At 31.8% G+C, this 25,177-nt stretch carries 24 protein-coding genes; 13 read left to right on the plus strand and 11 right to left on the minus strand.

The genetic code is table 11. The annotated features are described in order from the left end of the window. Position 1: 1 nt before the first annotated feature. From ASC44_RS14725 to ASC44_RS14750, 6 genes are all read right to left on the minus strand, one after another. Positions 2-1,084 carry a M10 family metallopeptidase domain-containing protein gene (locus ASC44_RS14725; RefSeq protein ID WP_055448389.1) on the minus strand — a complete coding sequence of 361 codons (1,083 nt, stop codon included), beginning with the start codon at positions 1,082-1,084 and terminating at the stop codon, positions 2-4. Positions 1,085-1,086: 2 nt separating this feature from the next. Then, complete coding sequence (tssD, locus tag ASC44_RS14730) at positions 1,087-1,710, minus strand: type VI secretion system tube protein TssD (RefSeq protein ID WP_055448390.1); 624 nt, start codon at positions 1,708-1,710, stop codon at positions 1,087-1,089. A gap of 144 nt (positions 1,711-1,854) precedes the next feature. After that, a complete protein-coding gene (locus tag ASC44_RS14735) occupies positions 1,855-2,169 on the minus strand; it encodes a hypothetical protein (RefSeq protein ID WP_055448391.1) in 315 nt (104 codons plus the stop codon). A 2-nt stretch (positions 2,170-2,171) separates the two neighbouring features. Continuing rightward, positions 2,172-2,675: a hypothetical protein gene (locus ASC44_RS14740; RefSeq protein WP_055448392.1), complete on the minus strand. Its 504-nt coding sequence runs from the start codon at positions 2,673-2,675 to the stop codon at positions 2,172-2,174. A 115-nt stretch (positions 2,676-2,790) separates the two neighbouring features. Then, positions 2,791-3,228, minus strand: coding sequence for a hypothetical protein (locus tag ASC44_RS14745; protein ID WP_055448393.1), 438 nt, complete (start codon positions 3,226-3,228; stop codon positions 2,791-2,793). Beyond that, positions 3,221-3,655, minus strand: a complete 435-nt coding sequence (locus tag ASC44_RS14750) for a hypothetical protein (RefSeq protein ID WP_055448394.1) — start codon at positions 3,653-3,655, stop codon at positions 3,221-3,223. The genes ASC44_RS14745 and ASC44_RS14750 overlap by 8 nt, the downstream gene beginning before the upstream one ends. A gap of 366 nt (positions 3,656-4,021) precedes the next feature. On the opposite strand from ASC44_RS14750, the gene ASC44_RS14755 reads away from it, so the two are divergent. The 6 genes from ASC44_RS14755 (at position 4,022) to ASC44_RS14780 (ending at position 8,640) form a co-directional block, all read left to right on the plus strand. Continuing rightward, positions 4,022-4,660: a hypothetical protein gene (locus ASC44_RS14755; protein ID WP_055448395.1), complete on the plus strand. Its 639-nt coding sequence runs from the start codon at positions 4,022-4,024 to the stop codon at positions 4,658-4,660. A 2-nt stretch (positions 4,661-4,662) separates the two neighbouring features. Beyond that, positions 4,663-6,009, plus strand: a complete 1,347-nt coding sequence (locus ASC44_RS14760) for a 2TM domain-containing protein (protein ID WP_055448396.1) — start codon at positions 4,663-4,665, stop codon at positions 6,007-6,009. 6 nt (positions 6,010-6,015) lie between these two features. Next, positions 6,016-6,360 carry a 2TM domain-containing protein gene (locus ASC44_RS14765; RefSeq protein WP_055448397.1) on the plus strand — a complete coding sequence of 115 codons (345 nt, stop codon included), beginning with the start codon at positions 6,016-6,018 and terminating at the stop codon, positions 6,358-6,360. Positions 6,361-6,362: 2 nt separating this feature from the next. After that, positions 6,363-6,674: a 2TM domain-containing protein gene (locus tag ASC44_RS14770; RefSeq protein WP_055448478.1), complete on the plus strand. Its 312-nt coding sequence runs from the start codon at positions 6,363-6,365 to the stop codon at positions 6,672-6,674. A gap of 191 nt (positions 6,675-6,865) precedes the next feature. Then, on the plus strand, positions 6,866-7,621 hold the full coding sequence (locus ASC44_RS14775) for a LytR/AlgR family response regulator transcription factor (protein WP_055448398.1): 756 nt from the start codon (positions 6,866-6,868) through the stop codon (positions 7,619-7,621). 65 nt (positions 7,622-7,686) lie between these two features. Beyond that, positions 7,687-8,640: a Fic family protein gene (locus ASC44_RS14780; protein ID WP_055448399.1), complete on the plus strand. Its 954-nt coding sequence runs from the start codon at positions 7,687-7,689 to the stop codon at positions 8,638-8,640. Between the two features lie 5 nt (positions 8,641-8,645). Here the strand turns inward: ASC44_RS14780 and ASC44_RS14785 are convergent, their stop codons facing one another. Beyond that, positions 8,646-9,818, minus strand: coding sequence for an LETM1-related biofilm-associated protein (locus ASC44_RS14785; protein ID WP_055448400.1), 1,173 nt, complete (start codon positions 9,816-9,818; stop codon positions 8,646-8,648). Positions 9,819-9,971: 153 nt separating this feature from the next. Between ASC44_RS14785 and ASC44_RS14790 the strand changes: the two genes are divergently transcribed. The 4 genes from ASC44_RS14790 (at position 9,972) to ASC44_RS14805 (ending at position 14,883) form a co-directional block, all read left to right on the plus strand. Then, positions 9,972-10,625 (plus strand): DUF4331 family protein, encoded by a 654-nt coding sequence (locus ASC44_RS14790; protein ID WP_055448401.1) that lies wholly within the window; start codon positions 9,972-9,974, stop codon positions 10,623-10,625. Positions 10,626-10,656: 31 nt separating this feature from the next. Beyond that, positions 10,657-11,250 (plus strand): DUF4331 family protein, encoded by a 594-nt coding sequence (locus tag ASC44_RS14795; RefSeq protein WP_055448402.1) that lies wholly within the window; start codon positions 10,657-10,659, stop codon positions 11,248-11,250. 76 nt (positions 11,251-11,326) lie between these two features. Further along, positions 11,327-12,613, plus strand: coding sequence for a tetratricopeptide repeat protein (locus ASC44_RS14800; protein WP_055448403.1), 1,287 nt, complete (start codon positions 11,327-11,329; stop codon positions 12,611-12,613). Positions 12,614-12,633: 20 nt separating this feature from the next. Continuing rightward, a complete protein-coding gene (locus ASC44_RS14805; protein ID WP_055448404.1) occupies positions 12,634-14,883 on the plus strand; it encodes a TonB-dependent receptor in 2,250 nt (749 codons plus the stop codon). Between the two features lie 537 nt (positions 14,884-15,420). Here ASC44_RS14805 and ASC44_RS14810 read toward each other — a convergent pair. From ASC44_RS14810 to ASC44_RS14825, 4 genes are all read right to left on the minus strand, one after another. Continuing rightward, positions 15,421-16,218 (minus strand): anti-sigma factor, encoded by a 798-nt coding sequence (locus ASC44_RS14810; protein ID WP_055448405.1) that lies wholly within the window; start codon positions 16,216-16,218, stop codon positions 15,421-15,423. A gap of 1 nt (position 16,219) precedes the next feature. Beyond that, entirely contained in the window at positions 16,220-16,750 is a 531-nt protein-coding gene (locus tag ASC44_RS14815; protein WP_055448406.1) for an RNA polymerase sigma factor, read from the minus strand. A 78-nt stretch (positions 16,751-16,828) separates the two neighbouring features. Then, positions 16,829-17,449: a YceI family protein gene (locus tag ASC44_RS14820; protein WP_055448407.1), complete on the minus strand. Its 621-nt coding sequence runs from the start codon at positions 17,447-17,449 to the stop codon at positions 16,829-16,831. Positions 17,450-17,518: 69 nt separating this feature from the next. Beyond that, a complete protein-coding gene (locus tag ASC44_RS14825) occupies positions 17,519-20,722 on the minus strand; it encodes a VPS10 domain-containing protein (protein WP_055448479.1) in 3,204 nt (1,067 codons plus the stop codon). A 97-nt stretch (positions 20,723-20,819) separates the two neighbouring features. On the opposite strand from ASC44_RS14825, the gene ASC44_RS14830 reads away from it, so the two are divergent. From ASC44_RS14830 to ASC44_RS14840, 3 genes are all read left to right on the plus strand, one after another. After that, on the plus strand, positions 20,820-21,947 hold the full coding sequence (locus ASC44_RS14830) for a vWA domain-containing protein (RefSeq protein ID WP_055448408.1): 1,128 nt from the start codon (positions 20,820-20,822) through the stop codon (positions 21,945-21,947). A 164-nt stretch (positions 21,948-22,111) separates the two neighbouring features. After that, a complete protein-coding gene (locus ASC44_RS14835) occupies positions 22,112-23,578 on the plus strand; it encodes a hypothetical protein (RefSeq protein ID WP_055448409.1) in 1,467 nt (488 codons plus the stop codon). Between the two features lie 193 nt (positions 23,579-23,771). After that, complete coding sequence (locus tag ASC44_RS14840) at positions 23,772-25,172, plus strand: glycosyl hydrolase family 8 (RefSeq protein WP_055448410.1); 1,401 nt, start codon at positions 23,772-23,774, stop codon at positions 25,170-25,172. Positions 25,173-25,177 lie beyond the last annotated feature (5 nt).

Raw genomic sequence — 25,177 nt, forward strand, 5'->3', positions numbered from 1 at the left:
CTTATTTAATATTATAAAATTTAATCATATCATCTTGCATTGCTAACCATTGGTGTTTCCAAAAAGATATTCCATTGTTATTGTAGTCCATTATGTTTTCAGTCTTCGATTCTTCAAAAATATATGGATTTCTATAGAGAACATTTAAATATCGTTTATATTCGCTATATTCATCTTTTCGCTGACTCCATATTCCAGCTATTTTATCTTGTGAATCATTGTTTTCAATCATATAATTAAGTTCAGCATCTATTTTAGTAATAAAAGAGTTCATGTAGTTGATATCGTCATTTGAACTTTTTTCTTGAAAAGAGTGAACAAGACCTAAAACATGAGCTATTTCATGCGCAAAACTTTTTTTATCCCATAAGTTAGACAAATAAACAACTAATCGCTTAGCATCAATCTCATCTATCTCCGATTCTCCGCCAGCACCTTCATGACTTAAAGGAGATAAAAACAAAACTAATCCTCTTTTTTTAGCTTGCACTGGATGTTGTTTTTTAAATTCTTTATCGAATATTTTTAATATTTCAGTAGCTTTAAATAATTTACCTTCATTTATAATTAAGTCATTTTCAATCCATTTTTCTTCATCTATAACAATATCATAAACATCACCGATATTAGCTTGTAGCAAAGCTTGGTTTAAAGATTGTGTATTTAAATATTCTTGTAAGTTTTGTAAATCTCCATTTATATCTTTTGTTTTATCACCAAAACCTCCAGAGTGATCTATCATACCCTCAATTGCATCTTTATCGCTTTGCATGGAAGACCTTCTTAAAATTCGTACGGGTATAATATTAAAATGCAATTGCTCATGGTTTGCATTTTTAAAAATATTTAACTTCCCTACCTCCTCATCATCTTTATCAAGTAATGATATAACGAAATTATTATTTAAAGGTGATTCACATATTACAGTTATTTCTGTATTGTTAGCTTCGGATACTTTTAATTCGTTTGGCTCAAATTTTATTCCATTCTTTGTTGGTAGTTTTATAATATCTATATCTTTTGGTGTACCCTCAATTTCTGTAATAGTTAATTTTAGCTTTACATTTTCTTGTTTTGGAAACATACTTAACCAAGGTACAAAGTACTCTTTATCATTGATTTCAGTTGGGTATATTCTTTTTTTAGTTTGTTATAATTTTCGCAAATAGTTTTATAATCATCACGCATCCAATCAAAACCAAACTCACCTTTATAATTGTCTAATATTTCTAGTTTTGCAATAAATTTCAAATCTATTTCTTCTTCCTCTTCTTCCGTTTCTTCTCTTATCAATGGAGCTACATCAGTATTCAAATCCGTTACCTTCCAATACCACTCAAAAATCTTAACACCATCTTGAACCATTATTGCAGGAGAGACTTGAATATAAGTCATCATTGGTTTGTTGTTTATGCCATCAAAATTTTCTTCATGTTTTAGGCAGTAAACATCAAAAAGCTCAATAGTTCTACTTTTACTAGTTAAAGTAGATGGAGATAATACTATTTTAAGATTTTTCATGGTATTGTTACCAACCATCCATTCGTAAAACAAGGTTTCTTTTGTGGTTTCGAAAACAATACTAAAAAGTCCTCCTGTAGGTTTACTAGAAGGCAAACCATTGTTACTGGATTTTTGGTTAAAATTGACGTTAAACTTTAAGATATTAAAGGTTTTATCGTCTATATGTAATTTTGCAATTATGCTCATAATTTAAAAAGGATGAATAAAGTATAGCTACTGTATTTCTGTTAATTATACAATGGCTTTAAGCAACTGCAAGCTAAAAATTAAATGTAAGAAAACAACACGTATAACGATGTATTTGCAAAAATATATAAAAGCGTTCGGTATTTAGGAGGTGAAACCAATGGCTTGATAAAGCACAGTCATAATACCATTCCATACTTTTTCTAAAACCACTTTTAGTATCCCTTTTAGTGTGTTTATAAAATTGGTAACCATGTGTTTTAGTCCGTCGAGAAAGAAGTCGATAAGATCATCTTCTATTTCTCCAGTAACAATACCTGCTTTTATAATTAAGGTTTGCTTAGAGATGGCTTCAATTTGACGTTCGCTAAAGCCTTTTACTAATGCAATATCTTTTTCTAAAATTGTTGAAGCAATGTCTTTAATATCTGTAATTAAGTGAGATGTTTTTGTATTCATTATTAGCGTTTTAAAAAGCTTTCGTAGGTTATAGCTTGGTCTAAAAATATTTCTATTTCACCTTTAAAGGCTTGTATTACTGTTTGGTTGAGACCAGAAGTTCTGTCTTTTGCTTTCATTTTAACCAAATTTTCTACAATACGATTAAAAGCAAAAGCGCTTGGATAATCGCTAGAACTTGTTGGTGCATTTTTTTCTTCTAAAAGTTTGTTTATGCGTTGGGTTGTTTTATTGGTTGGTATTGGTCGTGCTTTAGTGAGTAGTTTTAGGGTTTCAAATTGACCAATTAACGTGTTATATGTGTTTTCTCGAGAGTTAAAGCTTTCTTGATGTGTACCTCCAGAAATAGAAGCAAAGTATTGAAAAGTACTTGTTGCGGCTAGTGTAGATTTTGTTATTATTTCTTGGCTGTAGCTTGGCGCTAAGTAGGTTTTGCAGTTAACTAATAACAGGAAACAGAGAACTAGAAATGTGCTTTTTATTAATCTGTATTTTATTGTTTTCATTTATTTTATTTTAAAAGTGCTTCATCTTTTTATTAAAACTATATCTCTTACCTAGAAGGAAGGAGTTTGGTGTGGATTTTACAGTTTAATTATCGCGTAATATTTACAAATCTTACTATTTCCTTTTTACTTCTAAAGTCTCACCAACTTGCTGTCTCCAAAATACAAAACCAATAATAAAACCGAATACCATCCCTAAACCGTAACGGTACAAATCGGCATCTAGAAACTGCTCTACAGTTTCTTTTGGATCTGCAATCCATATTAGTAAGGCTATTACATACATTATTATAGAACCAACTGTTGGATTAATTTTTGGTGCACGATGCAACGGAAAAAATATGTTTGCACAAGTGGCTCCCCAAAAATAGGTAAGGATGTATTTACCACTATCTACATTGTCTTGTATTACTCTACTTATTGTGTTATTCTCTGGTTTTGTAATGGCTAAGTATAAATCCCAAGCGATTAGCACCACAAAAAGTACGATTAAAAACAACTCGATTCTTCTAATAACGACTTTGCTATTTGCTAATTTTTTTATCTCAATCATTTTTACAAAATATATTGGTATTTTGGCAAGTACCATTTTCGAAAATAGTGTCTTCATGACGTTGGGACCACACAAAATGACCGTAAATCAGTCCGCAAATAATCAATATAACTTGGTGGTATGGTTTTACTTTTATTTTATTTCTAAGTAACATTAATATACCGGCTATTACTACAAGAAGCGCAACAGGTAACCACCAATTACAACAGAATAGAGGTTTGGCGCTTCCTAAAAAAAAATGTCCTCCTAAAACGCCCCAAAAAAAAGTGATGAAAAAATACTTTCCGGTTGCCCAGATACTCAATCTATTGTTTACAGTATCGTTTTTATATTTGTTAAGATTTAGTATGAGGTTCAAGAGTACAATTATACCAATACAAACTTGTACAATTACCCAAACAACCTCTGGTGAGAAATTTTCTGACATACATTTAATTTAAAAACTAAAGTTAGGTAATATCTGCTATAAATAAAATACGTAAGACTACGTATTTTGTTTTAATTGAAATAAATTCAATGTCTATAACTGAATATTCTCGCTTAGTGGGCCTTCCTTAAGTTGAAGGAAGGTGAATTTCGTAAAACGAAATTCGGGTGGTTTGAAGAAAAAGACGAAGTGATTTTTAGTTACAACAGTAAGGTTCAATTCTAAGTTTCGTTTAAGCGTCAACGTTTAGCATCTTTTTGTAAAGAAAATACAATTCAGCATTAAAAAACAACAGTTGGGTTATTCACTTTTTAAAAAGCAAGCCTTCTGTTGCATATTTGTCTCAACATTAAAAACCACACCATTATGTACAGATTAGCACTTATTATCATTATGCTTGTAACGTCTCAAGTTCAAGCGCAAACACCAACCGAAAGTAAATACCAAACAAGCATGCAAAAAGCAATGGCTTTATGGCAAGAGAATAAAACCGAAGATGCTGTAAATCTTTTCGAACGTATTGCAAGCGCAGAACAAGATAACTGGTTGCCATCTTATTACGCAGCCCAAGTTTTAATTCTTGACGGATTTACTATTATGCAAGACACTAAAAAATTGAATGCGCAATTATTAAGAGCACAAGATTTTATTAATGATGCAACTACAAACTCTAAAAATAATCCCGAAATTCTAGTGATGCAAGCCATTCTATATACCGTTTATGTTGCTAGTGATGGCGCAAAATACGGCATGACGATGGCTCCAAAAGTAGAACAGTTTTATATGAAAGCGCAAAAACTAGATCCTGCAAATCCAAGAGTAGTTTTAAACAAAGCCGAATGGAATATGGGAAGCGCAAGATATTTTGGACAAGACACGAAACCATTTTGTAAGGAATTTGATAAAGCCTTAGAACTTTTTGTTAACTTTAAACCAGAATCTGAGTTTCATCCAAATTGGGGAAAAGAACGTGCAGAAGCGATGATACAATCTTGTAAAAAATAAATATGAATGATTTTTTAAAGCAGTTTGCCAAAGCATTTTTTTTGGGTGTGATAGTGTTTATTATCATCTGTATTTTCAGGTTTATTAATGGAAACACCGTTAATTTCGATAAATATCTACTAGAATATTTTATATATAACCAAGCATACTCTGTTGTGTTATATCTAGCAAACGCTTACACTCTAAGCTATATGACTAATAAAATGGGTTACAAGCTTTTTGAGATTAAAAACCTTTTTTTTGCAATATTAATGTCTATTGGAGTTTCGGTACTATCCGTTTTTTGCATTCGCTATGTAACTCGAGTAATAATTTATAATAGCACGTTTAGTGACTTTTTTAAAACCGAAACACTAAGTAATTATCAATTTGCATTAAGTATTTCTGTCTTTATTACCATTATTTTCTATGCTATTTACTACTACAAAAGTAAACAAGATAGAAAAGTAAAAGAGCAAAAGGTAATTGCAGGAACAGCAAGTGCAAAGTTCGATGCTTTAAAAAACCAATTAGATCCTCATTTTTTATTCAATAGTTTAAATGTCTTAACCAGTTTAATAGAAGAGAATCCAGATAATGCCCAAAAATTCACAACAAGCTTGTCTAAAGTATATCGTTATGTTTTAGAGCAAAAAAACAAAGATTTAATTACTGTAGACGAGGAGCTTAAGTTTGCAAAAACCTATATGTCGCTTCTTAAAATGCGCTTTGAAGACAGTATTATTTTCGATATTCCAGAACAGGCCTCCAATCCAGAAAGTAAAGTGGTGCCATTATCGCTACAGCTCCTTTTAGAAAACGCAGTAAAACATAATATAGTAACCACTAGCAAGCCTTTACATATTAAAATATACGAAAGCAATGGTAACCTAATTGTAGAAAACAATTTACAAACCAAGCAAGTAATGAAAAAGAGTAGTGGAGTAGGTTTAAATAATATTAAACAACGCTACCAACTATTATCTAATAAAACAGTAAGTATTATGGAAGATAAAACCACATTTAAAGTGGCTATTCCAATGCTTAGCAAACAAATAACAGTTATGAGACAAATACCAGAAAAACAGTTCGACGATCGCTACGTAAGAGCACGTAAACGTGTCGAGGAACAAAAAGAATTTTATTATAATTTAATATCTTACTGTTGTGTTATTCCGTTTTTAATGTTTATAAATTATCAAACCTTTTGGGATTATAAATGGTTTTTCTTTCCAATGTTTGGTTGGGGATTAGGCTTGAGTATTCATGCTTATAAAGTGTTTGTAAACGATGGTGTTTTAGGACGCAATTGGGAACAACGTAAAATTGAGAAATTTATGAAAGAAGAAGAAAGTAACCGTTATAATTAAACCACTATGGAAAATAATACAAAACCATATATCAATACAAATCCAGAGCGAAATTACGAACGCGAAGAAGCCTATTTAAGAGCAGAAAAAAGAGTAAAAAAAATAGTAGGTTTCTATTGGCACTTAGCATCATACGTTGTTATTAATATTTTTATTCTATACCTAAATTCACAAAACCTTAATGGCGATCCATTTTGGAGTTTTAATGTGTTTTCAACAGTATTTTATTGGGGAATAGGTGTATTTTTCCATTTTATAGGCGTTTTTGGATCAAACTTAATGTTTGGTAAAGCTTGGGAGCAACGCAAAATTGAAAAATATATGGAAGAAGATAATAAACGATGGGAATAATTATGAATACAATACAAACAGAGCAACAACGCTTAGAACGTGCAAAACAGCGCGTAAAAAAAATTAAAGGATTTTACACACATTTACTTATTTACATAGTAATAAATTTAGTAATAGTTTTTCAAAATATACAAAACTTAGAACCTGGCGAAAGCTATTTTCAAGCCCGCAATTTTATAACATTTTCACTTTGGGGGATTGTAATTATTATACATGCACTCACTACTCTTTTGCCAAATTTTATTTTAGGAAGCAATTGGGAGGAACGAAAAATAAAAGAAATTATGGAAAAAGAAGAACACATTTGGAAATAATTTGGGCGTTACCTAAAGGTCAGGCTTTCAAGGCTCGCTTTTTTTGAGAAAAACAAAAAAGAGCTCAAACAAACCTTTCAATCCTTAACGCGAGGCAGCAACAGTCTAACTTTATAAAGTATAGTTACATAAGGTTAAGAAATCGATTAATCCAATAAACCAACCAATAGAATCATCGAATCACCAAAAATATGAACGTAATAATAATAGAGGACGAAAAACCATCGGCAAGACGTTTACAACGTATGCTAAAAAAACTAGATATTGAGGCAGAGACTATGCTGCATTCGGTAGAAGAGTCTATTACATGGTTTCAAAATAACGAACATCCAGATCTTATTTTTTTAGACATACAATTAAGCGATGGTCTGTCTTTTGAGATTTTCGATGCTATCGAAATTACTTCAGCTATAATATTTACAACCGCCTACGATGAGTATGCGCTTCAAGCTTTTAAACTAAATAGTATCGATTATCTATTAAAACCAATAGACGATGAAGAATTAGAAACTGCAGTTTCAAAGTTTAAAACACGACTACCAAAAAAGCAAAGTGTAACCTTAGATTTTAACGAGATTAAAAAACTACTTATTAATCCTATTGAGCGGGAATATAAAAAACGGTTCTCGGTAAAGGTTGGTCAGCATTTAAAACTAATAAACATAGAAGATATCGAATGTTTTTATAGCGAGAACAAAGGCACTTATTTATATACTAAAGAAGGTAGAAACTACTTGCTAGATACTACTCTAGATAGTTTGGAAACAGAATTGGCTCCAGAACAATTTTTTAGAATAAACAGAAAATTCTTTGTAAACATTCAAGCTATAAAAGACATGATTAGTTATACTAATTCAAGATTACAAATAAAATTGAATAACTATAATGAACAAGAGGTTATTGTAGCACGAGAACGTGTTAAAGATTTTAAAAACTGGTTAGAGTAAAATAATTTTTAATATCGGATAGGGTTAAAAATAAGTTATCCGATATTAATTTGTATCTTTGTTTTGTGGAAACATTGGATACAACATACAGAGAAGATTTAAAGGAAACGTTTATACGTCTAGAGGAGAAGGTGCAGTATCTTAAAAAGCTTAGACCTTTTCCTAATGCTGCTTTGTTAGGTATTCGTGAAGCTTTATTAATAGAATGGACTTATAATTCTAATAGTATAGAAGGTAACACGCTTAATCTTCGTGAAACCCAGATGGTTTTACAAGAAGGAGTTACTATAAAAGGTAAAACGCTTCGCGAACATTTTGAAGCCAAAAACCACGAGCATGCTATTAATTATTTATACACACTTGTAAAACCAGATTATGTTTTAAGTAGTAAAGATATAATGTCATTACATGCATTGGTGCTTAGAACCATAGAAGATGAATCTGCAGGTCGTTTACGTAATGCAGGTGTTAGAATAAGTGGTGCTAATTTTGTGCCACCAAATGCGCGTAAAGTGTATCAATTACTTAACGAACTTGTCGATTTTGTAAACGAGAATCCTTTTCACTTAAACAGTATTGAGTTGGCAACAGTATTTCATCATAGATTTGTACATATTCATCCTTTTTTCGATGGAAATGGTCGCACAGTGCGTCTAGTCATGAATTTACTATTAATGCGTGAAGGTTTCCCACCTGCTATTATTTTAAAAAACGATAGAAAGAAATATTACGAAGCTTTAAACCAGGCAAATAATGGTAATTACAGTAAATTAATGTTACTCATGGCTCAAGCCTTAGAACGCACAACAAATATTTATTTAACAGCATTACCAGAGCATGATAAAGAGTATCAAGCAATAAGTGATATTGTTAAAGAGCCAGATGTTGCTTATAGTCAAGAATACGTTAGTTTATTGGCTAGGCAAGGTAAAATAGATGCGCATAAAGAAGGTAGAAACTGGTACACAACCAAAGAAGCCATAAATAATTATATTGCTAATAGAGCGCGTAAACGTTAAGTTTATTAGTCTTCAATTCTATTATCATCGAAAGCAGATGGTAATAGTTTTGGGATAAATTTAATAACTAATGGAAGGAGTAAAGCGCCTCCAGGTAATAGAAAAATAGCAAGACTTGGTATGGCTTTAAAAATATCTAATAATTGGTCGTTTACTTTTTTTTGTTCTTCTTTAGAAAGGTCTTTAACTGTAGATTTCGATAGTAATAGCATTAACTCTTTGCTCTGAGATAATTCTTTATATAACCTTTTACTATTTCTAGAAATCAGTTTCATTACCATTGCGCTAGAATTATTGTAAAAGGATTTTACAATGTTTTTAGATCCTAATAACACAATGTCTTCTTTATGCTCAATGTAGAAGTCTGCAATAGAAAGCATTGCATTTTTTACTTGTTTAGATTCAAGTTGCAAATCTTTTCCTAATTGATACAGAAAGTAGCGCTCGTTATCGTCTATTGTTTTATCAGACCAGGTTGCCATGCATGCTAAGTCTAATATGTATTGTTTTTCTAAAGGCGTTTTTAAAAGAGCAATAGCTTCGTTATAATCTAGTTTATTGGTTTGTTGGTAGCGTAAGGATTGTTCAAACAACTTAATAAGGCTATTATCGTACTTGGTTTTTTCAACCTTAGAATTTAAAGTTTTTAAAACTATAGTTTCTATGGCACTTTCCTCTTTAATAATAGACGCTTCTGTAATAGTACCAGTAAGTAAATATTGCTTGTAAGCTAAAACATCAATAAAAAGTAGAGCGTTAGTTATAAAGTAGTTAAAGCTTTTGTCTATAAGGTTGTTATCTATTTGAATTCTTTTATGAATAATTTTTTCAAGTGTTTCGGCAGTTTCACTCTTACTAATAATACCTAGAAAGAAATTTGTTTTATGTGCATTAATTTTTTTGTAAAACTGAATGGTGTTTGTAATAAAGTCATTTGCGTCTTTAATACTATTATGCGTAACGTATAGCGCAATAAGGTGATTGACTTTACATATCTCTTCCGACGATAGATCGTCTTTATCAATGATATTATTTACAATATTCGTATTACTTCCATAAATATAACCACAAGGAATAAGTTCCTTATATAAAACAGTAAGCGATGAGAACTCTTTAGAGGATTCTCTATTGTTAATTGAGATTAGTTTATTAATCCAGCCTGAAGCAGATGGGTTCACTTGTTATTTCTTTAGGTCAACAAAGTTAGTTTTTTCAGGTTACATTATGAGTGGTTTTTGGTGTTAACATAACTTTAACAAAACCGACTTTCAAATTACTGCGTATGTAGAACTGAGAACCAAAAAATTAATTAACAAAAAATCTCATTTATTATGAAAAAATTCAAAATTTTATTAGGAGCTTCAGCTATAGCAGTTGCAGGTTTCTTTATGGTAGCAGCCGATCACATTGATGCGCCAGCGGTTGCAGGTGGAACAAGTGACATTACAGATTTCTATGCGTTTCAAGGTGAAGACACAGACAATATTGCTTTTGTAGCAAATGTTCAAGGTCTTTTAGGAGCAGGAGCAGAAACTCAAGATGCAGCTTTCGACGAAAATGTGTTAATAGAGTTTAACATTGACACAAATGGTGACAATATTGAAGACCTAGTAATTCAAGCTATTCCAAGAGATGGAAAAATGTATGTATTTGGACCTTATGCACCAAGTACTACAGGTTTAAACAGTACAATTAATGATGCCGCTAGTAGAACAGTTGTAGATATTACAGCTTATGGAGAAACTGCAGTTACTGCAACTTCGTCAACTGGTGTTACTGCATTTGCAGGACCAAGAGATGATCCTTTCTTTATGGATTTCGCTCGTTTTGGAGAAATCACAGGTGGAACAGCATCTTCTTTTAACAATCCAGGGACAGATACATTTGCAGGATCTAATGTAATGTCTATTGTAGTGGAAGTGCCAAAAAGTATGATTGGTGGTTCTGGAACAATAAATACTTGGGTTGAATCTAAGTCTAAATAATAATCAACACAAATCTTAAAAATATATAATTATGAAAAATATAAAAGTATTAACGTTAGCGATATTAGTTTCGGCTGTGTCATTTAACTGTTCTAACGACGATGATGCAACAGCACCGTCAACACCAACACCTACAACAATTAGTTTCTCTGGAACTTATTCTCAAGATGACCAAATGGGGCGACCAGCTGTAAATACAGTATTCGTTTCTGCTGCTTCTAAAAACCAGTTTAACACTACAATTCCAACAGGACAAAATGCTGCATTTCAAAGCATGTTTGAAACTAATTTAACAGGATTAAGTCCAGCTTACGCTAATGCAGGAGATGCAAATGCTTTAGGACAAGATGCGGCAGCCTTTACAGGTTTACTAGCAACAGACGTTTTAAATGTATCACTTGATGAACCAACATCATTTTACAATGGAACTCAATTATTAACAGGTCGTGCATTAACAGATGATGTAATTACTGTAGAGTTAATATTAATTTTTGGTGGAGAAGATGCTTTAGGTGGTGTCTCAGGAACTGCAACTTCTGAAAATCCAGGATTATCAGATGATAACGTTTCTTCAAACGATAAAGCGTTTTTAACATCTTTCCCTTATTTAGCTTCAGCTCACTAGAAGATTAAATTATATAGAGCGTTAATTTAACAATTAGCGCTCTTTTTTTACCCAATAACCAACAAACAACAACATTATGAAAACTACAATTTATATCTTTTTAATAGCGTTATTTCTATCAAGTTGTAATTCTGAATCAAATAGTAAAGTAACAGATTCTAAAGATTACGAAGCGTTCTTAATGGCTGAAAACGGTAATTTAAGTAAAGCCAAAGAAAAGCAGGTTTTCTGGGCAAACAAGTTTGAAAAAACACCAAGTCAATATCCATATTTAGCTAAATTAGCTGGCGCAGAGTCTCAATTATTTGGTGCAACAGGAGCTATTGAAAACTTAGTAAATGCTGAAACATATTTACTGCAACTCAATCAAAAAACAAATCAAAACAAATCTGGCTATTTAAGAGCTTTAGCTAGAAATTATATTTCTCAACATCGTTTTAAAGAATCTTTGGTACTTTTAGAGAAAGCCGAAGTACTTGCAGAAAATCTAGAAAGCACACAAAAAATGTTATTCGATGTGCATATGGAACTTGGTAATTATAAGATGGCTAAATCTTATCTTGAAAAAATAGTAGATTTAAACAGTTTCGATTACTTAATTAGAACTGCAAAATGGAATGACCACTTAGGGAATTTAGATGCCGCAATTAAATATATGGAAAAGGCTATGGCAAAAGCAGAGTCTTCAAATTTATCAGGTTTAAAGCAATGGTCTTATACTAACATCGCAGATTTTTATGGACACGATGGACAAATAAATAAATCTTACGAATATTTTTTAAAGGCTTTAGCACTTAACCCTAACGATGCTTATGCAAAAAAAGGAATTGCTTGGATTGTTTACTCTCATGAGCGTAACCCAGAAGAAGCCCTTAGAATTTTAAATACAGTCACTAAGGATTACAGCGCTCCAGATTATTTTTTGTTAAAAGCTGAAATTTCAGAATTTTTAAAAGATGAATCTTCAAAAAGTAAATATATTGCAAGCTATAAAAAAGCAGTACAAAATCCTCAATATGGAGAGATGTATAATGCTTATAATGCTAAACTATTTGCAGAAGATGAAAGCATGGTAGATTCTTCGATTACAATTGCTAATCGAGAAATAGAAAATAGAGCAACACCACAATCTTATGATCTGTTAGCGTGGTCTTTATACAATAAAGGTGAATCAAAAAAAGCATTAGAGATTGTTAATGAGTTTATAATTAATAAAACGTACGAACCAGAAGCATTGTATCACGTTGCCGAAATATATAAAGCAAACGGATTAACAAAAGAATTACAACCACTAAAAGAAGAACTTCTTGGTGCAATTTACGAGTTAGGACCATTAGCAGAAGTAAAAATAAATCAACTATAAAAATAAACCAACTATAAAAAATGAAAAACTTAAAAAGTAGTATGCAAATCGCATTTTACCTTGTTTTTTTTCTAAGCTTCAATATACTTACTGCACAACAAATAAAAGGGTCTGTTTATAACGAGAGTAAACAACCTTTAAGCACTGCCTATATTTATAATACAAATACAGAATCGCATGCACACACAGCAGAAAACGGGTATTTTGTGCTAGAAAACAACAAGATTGGCGATACAATAAAAGTAAGTTTATTAGGCTTTAAAAAGAGAGAAATTATTCTTAATAAAGAAAACTTAAATAGCGAATTAATAATAGATTTAGAATACAAAGTATTTCAGTTAGACGAACTTGTTTTAACAGAGCAAATTAATGTATTGAACACTTTAGCTAAAATAGATTTAGAAACTACACCTATTAATTCTTCACAAGAAATATTAAGAAAAGTACCAGGATTAATAATTGGTCAACATGCAGGAGGAGGAAAGGCAGAGCAAATTTTTTTAAGAGGTTTCGATATCGATCATGGAACAGATGTTTCTATTAATGTAGATGGCATGCCTGTGAATAATGTTTCTCATGCTCATGGTCAAGGTTATAGCGACTTACATTTTGTAATACCAGAAACAATAGAAAATATAAACTTTGGTAAAGGTCCTTATTATGCTAATGCTAAAGATTTTACGACTGCTGGTTATATCGATTTTAAAACAAAAACAAGTTTAAAAGATAACGTAGTAAAAGTATCTTATGGCGATTTTAATAGCATTAGAACATTAGGACTTTTTAATTTAACCGATAGAAATAGTAAAAGTAGCGCTTACGCAGGAATAGAATATATTGAAACAGATGGTCCATTCAATACGTCTCAAAATTTTAATAGGCTTAATTTAATAGGAAAGTATTCTACTTTACTAGAAAATAATAGCAAAATTTCTGCAACAGTTACACACTTTACAAGCCGTTGGGATGCTTCTGGACAGGTCCCTAATCGTGCAGTTGAAAGCGGACAAATAAATCGTTTTGGAGCTATTGATGATACTGAAGGCGGAAACACTAGCAGAACAAATATAAACTTAGAACATAAGTTATTTGCTAGTGACGATATGACTATAAAATCTAATGCTTTTTACTCTCATTACGATTTCGAGTTGTATTCAAACTTTACATTCTTTCTTGACGATCCTATAAACGGAGATCAAATTAAGCAAAAAGAAGACCGTTCTATTTTTGGTTTTAATACCGAAATAAAAAAACAGAATGCTTTTAATAATGATATTATTGAGGCAACAAGTGGTTTCGGATTAAGACATGATAGAGTTAATGATGTAGAATTATCTCATACTTTAAACCGAAATACAACTTTAGAGTTTTTACAACTTGGAGATATTAACCAAACTAATGCCTTTGCTTATTATAAAGCAGAATTCGATTTAGGTAAGTTTAAAATTACACCAGGTTTAAGATTAGAGTATTTTAAGTTTTTATATAATGATGCTTTAGTTGAAGATTATGAAACGCAATCGGAAACTAAAACAGCTTTACTTCCAAAATTAAACATACAGTATAACCAAAATAATAATTTACAATGGTTTTTAAAATCTGGAATAGGTTTTCACTCTAACGATACTAGAGTAGTGGTAAGCCAGGCCGGTAAAGATGTTTTACCTAGAGCTTATGGTGTAGATTTTGGAAACATTTGGAAGCCAACAGATAAATTAGTAATAAACACTACTGCTTGGTACTTATTTTTAGAACAAGAGTTTGTATATGTTGGTGATGCTGGAATTGTGGAACCTAGCGGGAAAACAGAACGTTTAGGTTTAGATCTAGGTTTAAGATACCAATTAAGTAAGCACTTGTATTTTAATACAGACGCTACTTTAACAAAAGCAAGAAGTGTAGAAGACAATGATGGTGAAGATTATATTCCATTAGCACCAAGTTTTACTATGGTTGGTGGATTAGCATTAAACGATTATAAAGGTTTTTCAGGTGCTTTACGCTATCGTTTTTTAGACGATAGAGCTGCAAACGAAGATTACTCTGTTACTGCCGAAGGTTATTTTGTTACAGATTTTAATTTAAACTATAAAATAAATTCTAATCTTACTCTAGGAGTTTCAATAGAAAACCTTTTTGATACAGAATGGAATGAAACGCAGTTTTTAACGGAGTCTAGGTTACAAAATGAAACGGAGTCTGTGGAAGAAATTCATTTTACTCCAGGAACACCGTTTAATGCTAAAGCGACATTAACTTATAATTTTTAATATTAAGTGATTTATTCTAAAACCGTTACTACTTTTTTTACGTAAGTAGTGTGTAATCAGAATATAACCTAAAGTCTACGCTATGAAAAAGTTAGAAATTTTTGTTTGTTTTTTTGTTGGTTGATTAGAAAGTACCTTGCTTATGTTCTTAACTAGATAAGTAAGGACTTTCTTTATCACATAAAGTAATTTCTCAAGGAAGTAAATTACTTTATAATTAGAGGCTCAAACATTATGTTTGAGCCTCTTTTTTGTATCATGGTAATTCTTAATCTAAACTAATAGTAAGTTTCTTTCTGGTCTATATATTAATACCAAATGGAATAGTCTTAATGAGGTTTGTTTCTTCTTCTCATTAATGTAAAGCATAAGCTGTCCGTAAGATAATGGGTGGAATGAAGACTAATTTTTAATAATTGATATAACAGAAATGTTAAATTGATTATCATTGAGAGTGAAAGTAATCCAATAAATAGTAACAAAAAAAATAGCCTCAAAGATTATTTGAGGCTATTTAAGTTAATGTAATTTGTTCCGTTAAGATTCTATAACTCCTAATGTATATAATTGTTCTAGCGTTGGAGAAACACTTCCTCCTGCTGGCTCCAATGTAATACCAAAGGCTTGAGATTCGTTAGCGTTTTCTAAACTAAATATCTTATTGTTATCAGTTTTAAAATCATCTATTGTACCTAAACTAGTAGGTGTTAATGGGTTTAAAGTTAAAGACCAAACTTGGTAAACTTTACCTTCAGGAGGTTCTGGTAAACCTGCTAGATCTAAATAAACTGTTTTGTCATCTTTATTCCAGTATGCGTTTGCATAAGCTTCAGGATATACAGCTTGTCCAGCAAGTGGTACACTAATAATATCCTTATTCCTAAATACATTAATTATCTTCTTAGAATCTACCAAATCAGAATTTAAATCTTCTATTTGCGTTTCAAAGAAATCCTTTTCAGTTTGTATCTCGGTAATTTGTGTTTCTAATGTATTGTTTTGGGTGTTCATCCATAACAATCCACCACCTAAAATAAGTGCTGCAGCCCAACCAGTATAATTATACCAACTATTGGTACGTTTATTAAGTGATACTACTTTTGTGTCGTTACCTGTATCTTTTAATTTATTTAATATAGAATTAAAAGTCACTTTATCTTTTGGAGCTGCAGCTTTAGTTAATTTAACTATGGCAGCTTCTATGTCCAAAACTTCCTGGAGTACTTCAGGATGTTTTAGCATCATATTATAAACCTCGTTGTTTTCTGTTTCAGTTAATGAACCAGCAACATAAAGTTCTAATATTCCAGATGCTATGTATTGTTCTTTTTCCATTTTAATTTAATACCATTTCTCTTAATTCCTTAATACAATTTCTATTGTGAGTTTTTATCGTCCCAATAGGCATGTCGAGTGTTTCAGACGCTTCTTTTTGCGTATAACCTTTAAAGTAAAGTAGGTCTATAACCTTTTTACATTTTTCGGCTAGTTTCCCAACAAACTTTGCAATGCCAATAGCATCGGTAGAGTTGTCGAGGTTATCTTGAGTTGGTAAGATATCTACGAAATAATCGGCATTAAGGTTTTTAGAACTGTTCTTAAAACTTTTAGATCGTGTTTTATCTATGGCAGCATTTCTAGCAATATTAAGAATCCAAGTAAAAAAACGACCTTTTTTAGAGCTATAAGAATCTGCTTTATGCCATGCTTTTATAAAAACATCTTGCATCACTTCTTGAGCAATGTCATGATCTCTAACAATATTATAAATAACACCATGCATGCTTTCGCTGTACATATTGTATAATTTCTCAAAGGCTCTTTCATCCTTTTCTTGAAATTTGGATACTAAAATTTCTAATGTCATAAATGGAATTTAATGTGCGATAAGTAATAAAGCAGCTAAAAGTAGCTGCTTTATTAATATCAATATACGTAAATATTATTAGTTTTCTCTTAAAAAAGTACTGACTTCAATAGCAACATCTTCCCAAGTTTTACTAACACCATCTTCTCCTTTATGTAAATCGAAACAGACTTTGTTTAAAGCACTTAAAGCGCCTAAAGCATCCCAGTTTTTAATATCCATAGTTCCAGATAAAGTTACACGTCTTTCGTCAGTAATTTTAACATCTAACGGTAAATCTTTAGTAACACCATTCATTGTAATAGAAGCAGCATATTTACCATTGTTATATTTAATTTTTCCCTTTAAGAATTCTGGATCTAACATTTCTCCAAAAAATGAAGTTTTTAATTTTAAATCTCTAGCGTCATTATTTGTAAATAATCCACTAACAGGAATAGAAAAACTTAGATTATTTAATGCTTCTTCAGGAGTTGCTCCAGATTTTTCTTCAAATTTTAAAATATTAAATTGTCCTCCAACAGGTACTTTTTCTGTTGTTTTATAAGCAGTCCATTTTACAGAGGTACCTTCAGGTTTAACAACAAATTTTGTTGTCTCTGCTACTACCTTTTCTGAGTCAGTAGTTTTAGTTTCATTTTTACAACTTGTAGTAAATGCTAAAACCGTTAAGAATGAGAGTAATACTATTTTTTTCATGGTAATAATTAGTTTAAGTTTTAATTTAGAAAGTTAAGCTTATTAATAGTGTTTTGCAAGTAACTGTTGTTAATCTATTTTAAATTCTTTTATCTCTTTAAATTCTGAAATGCTTAGACTTTCAATTTTTATTTGATAAGATTTCCATTCGTCATTAAAAAATATATTTGTTTGTTTTAAAGCATCATTTAAAGCCTTTTTTGCATGAGTTAAAAGAATGGTTTCTGTGCCAGTAATACCGTTTTTTCTTGAACTAATATAACTGCTCGCTTTATTTAATCTAGAGTTTACAGTAGGTAGATTACTTCTTGTAATGCCTTGACGTTTGTCTTCTGTTCCGAAGAAAATAGCAAGCAATTCATCTATTTTTTTAATGCTATTTTTCGATGCTTTTATTTCGTCTTTATAGTTTTCTTTATCTAAAGCGCTGAGGTCTTTTTTGTATTTTTCAGCAGACTTTTTACTTTCGGCTAATTGCTTTGTAGCATCAGCCATGGTCTGTCTTATTATTTCTATTTCTTTTAATGCTGAATAAATTTCGTTTGTACTTTCGGTAGAAACCTCAATTCGCGGATCGTCTTTAACAACAATTTGTTCTTCCGAAGTTAAATTACCATAATGCATCACAGCTTTATAAGATCCAGGTTTAACTGAAATACCACTAGGTTCATTAGTTCTTTTTCTTATTGATTTAGAAGGGTAATCGACACCTTTTTCTCGCAATCTCCAAGTCCAATTATATATTCCAGTAGAGTCTGGAGTTTTTTGTTTTATAGTTCTTATTAATTTATCGTTGTTATAAATTTTCATAGTAATTGAATCCCATTTTACTACATTTTCGTCGTCTTCAATTATCTCATCATTCTCTTTTTCATCATCCTTCTTTTCTTCTTTTTTAGTTTCATCAACCTTCACATAATATCTAAAACGTCCTCCAGAACCTCTATTGTCTCCAGAGTACATGGCATCACCACCAAAACGACTTCCTGTTGCTTGTTGGTAAGCTGCTTTGTAAGCAGTGGGAGGTGAGAAGAGTTCTAATTTTGTATTTGCTATTTCATGTCTTGCAATAGCGCGTAACGGTCTCAAATCGTCTAGAACCCATGCTGCACGACCAAAAGTACCAATCACTAAATCGTGTTCTCTTGGGTGAATTACCAAATCTTTTACAGGAACTGTTGGGAAGTTATTAGAATCCCATTTTGTCCATTTTTGTCCAGCATTTGTAGAAACATATAAACCATCATCTGTACCTAAAAAAAGTAGGTTTGGTTCTTCTAAATCTTCAACAATAGATAAGGTATAACTTTTAACATCGTTAGCGTCTACAATGCGTTCCCAAGATTTTCCGTAATTTTTAGTTCGGTAAGCATAAGGTTCGAAATTAAAACGTCTGTAATCGTTTGCCACTAAAAGTGCTTCACCTTTTGCTTTATTACTCGCTTTTATTTGCACTATCCAACTGCCTTTTGGCAAGCCTTTTAAATTTTTACTAACATCGTTCCATGTTTTTCCTCCATTTTGGGTAACATGTACACGTCCATCGTCGGTTCCCACCCAAAGCATATCTTTTTCAACAGGTGAAGGTTCAATAACTAAAATTGTACAGTGGTTTTCTGCACCTGTAGCATCAATTGTAATTCCACCGCTATCGCGTTGTTTTAGTTTCTCAGGATTGTTGGTTGTTAAATCTGGAGAAATAACGGACCAAGTATCACCTTTATCGTTAGATTTATGTACAAACTGACTTCCGAAGTAAAGTGTTTTATTATTAAAAGGGTCTATGTTTATTGCCGAATTCCAATTAAAACGTAATTGAACTTCAGCATCTGGATGTGTTGGTTGTACACCATAATTATTACCTGTTTGCCAATCGTATCTGCTTACATAACCTTGCTGACTCATAGTCCAACCGTAACGAGAATCGTCTCGATCTGGAATGACATCAAAACCATCACCAAAACTTATTTCTTGCCAATAACTATTTCTTATGCCTTGAGCTTTCCAAACATAAGCAGGTCCTCGCCAAGATCCATTGTCTTGCATGCCACCATAAACGTTATAAGGAAACTCGTTATCTACATTAATATGATAAAATTGAGCCACAGGCATATTACCAATAAAACGCCAAGTTTTACCACCATCTTTTGTAATATTCATACCACCATCGTTACCATCAATCATGAAATTTCCATTTTCAGGATGAATCCACCACGCATGATGATCTGGATGTACACCATTACTCACACCATAAGCAGGCATTAATTGTTTAAAGTTTTTGCCACCATCTTCACTCACATTAATGTAAGTAAACACAGAATACACGCGATTTTCATTTTGTGGATCTACATATATTTCAGAGTAGTAAAACGGTCTGTTTCCAATATCGCTCTTATCGTTAATTTTTTTCCAACTAAAACCACCATCTTCACTTTTGTACAATGCGTTCTTTTTTGCTTCAACTAAAGCATAAATTATATTTGGTTTATTGGGAGCAATGGCAACACCAATTCTGCCTAGTTCTCCTTTAGGGAAACCTTCTTTTTCTGTAATTTTTTTCCATGTTTTTCCACCATCGTGAGTAATATGTAAACCAGAACCTTTTCCTCCAGAATTAAAAAACCAAGGCTCACGTTTGTGTTCCCAAAGCGTTGCAATTAATTTGTTTGGATTTGTTGGATCCATAACTAAATCTGCTGCGCCAGTTTTATTATTAGCGAATAGAATTTTAGTCCAAGTTTCTCCGCCATTTATGGTTTTGTAAACACCACGTTCACTATGTTCTCCCCAAGGACTACCTATTGCCGCTGCGTAAACAACATTTGGGTTTGTTGGGTCTATTACAACACGATGTATGTGTCGTGTTTTTTCTAAACCCATAGATTTCCAGCTTCTTCCGGCATCTAAAGATTTGTAAATACCATAACCTCCATTTAAACTGTTTCTAGGGTTACCTTCGCCTGTACCAACCCAAATAACACTCGGGTTAGATTGTTGTATGGCAACTGCACCAACCGATGCTGTTACTTCTTTATCGAAAATAGGTTCCCATTTTATACCACCAGAAGTCGATTTCCATAAACCACCAGAAGCAGTACCAACGTACATAATATCAGGATTGCTATGCACAGCATCAATAGCTGTTACACGACCAGACATTCCGCCTGGACCAATATTTCTTGGTTTCATATTTTTTACTAAATCCATAGAGAAGTCTTGCGAAAACGCTGTGAAAGAGAGAAGTAATAAAAGTAGGAAGGATAGTTTTTTCATTTTTGGTAAATTAGTTTGTATAAAGTTAAGAAACATAATCTTAAATAGATGTTAAGAGGTTTATTTAGACGCTATTTTGTCGTATTTTTATAGTGCAATGAAAAAAGAAAAAATACACAAAAAAGGTTTCGTTTTTAAACAATACGAAGCACCTTCGCAATCACCTTTCGAAAAGCTTTTCGATATCTTTAAAGAGCTCATTACGCATACTTCAGGAGATTTTGACGAAGCTATAGATTGGTTAAAAGAATTAGATAAGGAGTATAAGTTAACGACTCCAGAGTACACCATCGACGATTTTATAGAAGACCTAAAAGCAAAAGGCTATATAAGAGACGAAATAAAACCAGATGGTAAAAAAGGAACAGGTATTACCGCCAAAACGGAACGTGCCATTAGACAATCTGCATTAGATCAAATTTTTGGGAACATAAAACGTAGTGGTTCGGGAAACCACAAAAGTAAAGGTGTTGGCATAGGCGATGAGCACACAGGCGATTTTAGAAATTATCAATTTGGTGATAGTATGGATAAAGTGTCCATGACCGAAAGCCTTCGTAACGCCCAAATTAATAACGGTATTGGTGATTTTAGATTAACCGAAGATGATTTGGTAGTGGAAGAAACTACACACAAATCGCAAATGAGTACTATTTTAATGATAGATATTAGCCATAGTATGATTTTGTATGGTGAAGATCGTATTACACCTGCCAAAAAAGTTGCTATGGCTTTAGCTGAATTAATTACCACACGCTATCCAAAAGATACCTTAGATATTTTAGTTTTTGGTAACGATGCTTGGCCTATTAAAATTAAAGATTTACCATATTTAAATGTTGGTCCATACCATACAAATACTGTTGCAGGTTTACAATTAGCAATGGATTTATTACGAAGAAAACGTAATACCAATAAGCAAATTTTTATGATAACCGATGGAAAGCCAAGTTGCTTAAAATTACCAGACGGCACGTATTATAAAGACAGTAATGGTTTAAATCCATACATCACAAATAAGTGTTACGCACAAGCACAGCAAGCCAGGAAATTGCACATACCCATTACTACATTTATGATTGCTCAAGATCCGTATTTACAGCAATTTGTAGAAGAGTTTACAAAAGCAAACCAAGGAAAAGCATTTTATACAGGCTTAAAAGGTTTAGGTGAAATGATTTTTGAAGATTACGAAACAAATAGAAAAAAGAGAATTAAAGGATAATATTATAGTGAAAAGTTATGAGTGAAAAGTTATGAGTGAAAAGTGAAAAGATTCTCACTCCAATTAATAAAAAAAGATAAAAGAGCATAGAAAAGAGAGAATAGAGTAGACGTATTGCTAAGTCTATTTTCTTTAATCTATTATCTCTTTTCTAAAAAATAGATATGAAAATAGAAAACATAAAAACTTTAGGCGATTTAAAAAAAGCTGGATATAAAAGCAAATCGATTAAAGACGAATTAAGAGATAATTTAATTGAAAAAATAAAAAATAAAGAAACCACGTTTGAAGGTGTTCATGGATATGAAAATACTGTAATACCTGAGTTAGAGCGTGCCATTTTATCAAGACATAATATTAACTTGTTAGGTTTACGTGGTCAAGCAAAAACACGTCTAGCACGTTTAATGCTTAATTTGTTAGATGAAAATATTCCTTTAGTTGAAGGTAGTGAAATTAACGACGATCCATTACAGCCAATTTCACGTTTTGCTATTGAATTGATTAAAGAAAAAGGTGATGACACACCAATTACTTGGTTACATAGAAGCGATCGTTTTGCTGAGAAATTAGCAACACCAGATGTAACGGTTGCAGATCTTATAGGTGATGTAGATCCAATAAAAGCAGCAAATTTAAAACTTAGTTATGCAGATGATCGTGTAATTCATTACGGAATGATACCAAGAGCAAACCGTTGTATTTTTGTTATAAATGAGTTGCCCGATTTGCAAGCCAGAATACAAGTGGCTTTATTTAATATTTTACAGGAAGGCGATATTCAAATTCGTGGTTTTAAATTACGATTGAACCTAGATATGCAATTTGTATTTACTGCTAATCCTGAAGATTATACCAATAGAGGAAGTATTGTTACACCTTTAAAAGATAGAATTGGCTCGCAAATTTTAACACATTATCCAACAGATATTGAAACAGCAAAACTAATTACAGAGCAAGAAGCTAATTTAGATAAAACACAATCTGAAGCAATACAAGTACCAGAACTAGCTAAAGATTTACTAGAGCAAATTGTTTTCGAAGCGCGTGAAAGCGAATATATAGATGCTAAAAGTGGTGTGAGTGCACGTTTAAGTATTACTGCTTACCAAAACCTTTTAAGTACTGCCGAATTGCGATCTCTAAAATCTGGAGATGAAAATACAATGGTACGTTTAAGTGATTTTCTTGGTATTATTCCAGCAATAACAGGAAAAGTAGAATTGGTTTACGAAGGTGAACAGGAAGGAGCAGCACAAGTGGCTTTTAAATTAATTGGTGAAGCTGTACAGAGTTTATTTCCTGAGTTCTTCCCAGAGATTGAAAAACTAAAAAAGCAAGAAGACGAAAGCCCTTATGACGATATTGTATCATGGTTTTTTAATAATCGTGATGGTTTTGAGTTATTAGACGATTTAAGAGATAAAGAGTACAAGGCCTTATTAGATGCCGTAACACCTTTAGATGATTTATTGGCAGAATACCAACCAAATCTAGCAAAAGAAGAAAGCTATTTTATTAAAGAGTTTGTGCTTTGGGGATTAGTGCAATATAAACAATTAAGTAAGTATAGATTTACCGAAGGCATTCAGTTTAAAGATCCTTATGGTAGTTTTATAAGCGGAATATAACAGATTATTTGTTTGTTTATTTTATTGTTGAGAAAAGTGTCTGAAAATTAATTTTTTAGGCACTTTTCTTTTTTATAAATATATTTACATAAACGAATTATAAAACTTGTTCGTTAATTTAATATTTTTTTATAATAGTCCTTTTATTACATTTTCACGTATATATTAAGAACCAAAATAGATTACCCCAAATATGAAAAACCTTTACACCTTAACTTTGTTTGCCTACTTTTTATTTTTGTTAACTACCAATGCTCAAATAAATGCAATTAACTTTGAGAATATTAACTATCAATACGGAACGCAACCAACAAACGTTCTAGAAAATGATGTTTATGATGTTTATGTTTCGTGGAGAAATACTTTTGCAGTAGACTGTAATAATGGACGTTACCGTATAAAATTCGATAGTCCCAACGAAAACCAAACGGTGTCTGAAGGTATAGCTTATGGTATGCTGTTGTCTGCATATGCAAACGATAAAGAGTTGTTTGATGGCTTGTGGTTATTCTATCAAGATTTTTTAAACGCAAATGGTGTTATGAATTGGAAAATAGAAGGTTGCACTACCGTTATAGGGAACAATGGTGCAACGGATGCAGAGTTAGATGCTGCCTATGCTTTAATTGTTGCTGATAAGAAATGGCAAAGTACAGGAACAATTAATTATGAAAATGATGCGTTGTCTTTAATAAATATAATTAAAGCACACGAAATAGAAAATGGAACTTTTGTTTTAAAGCCAGGTGATGCTTGGGGAGGAAGTAATGCTACTAATCCATCTTATTTAGCACCAGGTTATTTTAGAGCATTTGGTGTTTACTCAAACGATACTGCATTCTGGAATGCTGTAGCTAATAAAAGTTATACTATTTTAAATGCAAATCTTTCAGAAAATAATGCCAGTTACAATTTGGTTTCAGATTGGAGTAAAGCAGATGGAACATATTCTAGTGAAACATCATGGGCTTACGATCAAGGACACTCATATTATTATGATGCTGCACGTACGCCATGGCGAATGGCTATAGATTATGTTTGGTATGGAGATACTGAAGCAGCTAGTTATAATCAATTATGTATAGATTTTGTGAATGCGCAAGGTGGATTTAACCAAATTTATCCCGGTTATTCACAAGCAGGTGTAGCAATAAATACAACGTACAAAGATCCTACTTTTACAGGAGCTTATTCATCTGCAGCAATGACTTCAACAAATCAATCGTTTGTAAATAATGGTTATACCGAATTAAAAAATCAACCTACAACTGCTTATTTTGGAGCGACTTTAAGGGCTATTTATATGTTCGCATTATCAGGAAATATGTATAATGCTTTAGATAATAATACATTAAGTGTAAGTAGTACTTCTCAGAATGCATTTAAAATATTTCCTAATCCTGTTTTAGATTTTTTAAACATTTCTTTTAAAAATTATGATGAAAGAAAACTTACTTTTTATTCAATAAGTGGACAAAAATTAATTTTAAAAACAGTCAATGCTTTAGAAACAAAATTGGATTTAAGTGAATTAAATTCGGGTGTTTATTTTTTAAATATTGAAAATGAAACTTTTAAAATTATTAAATCATAATAAAG

It is taken from the genome of Lacinutrix mariniflava (assembly GCF_001418015.1).
Classification (GTDB): Bacteria; Bacteroidota; Bacteroidia; order Flavobacteriales; family Flavobacteriaceae; genus Lacinutrix; species Lacinutrix mariniflava.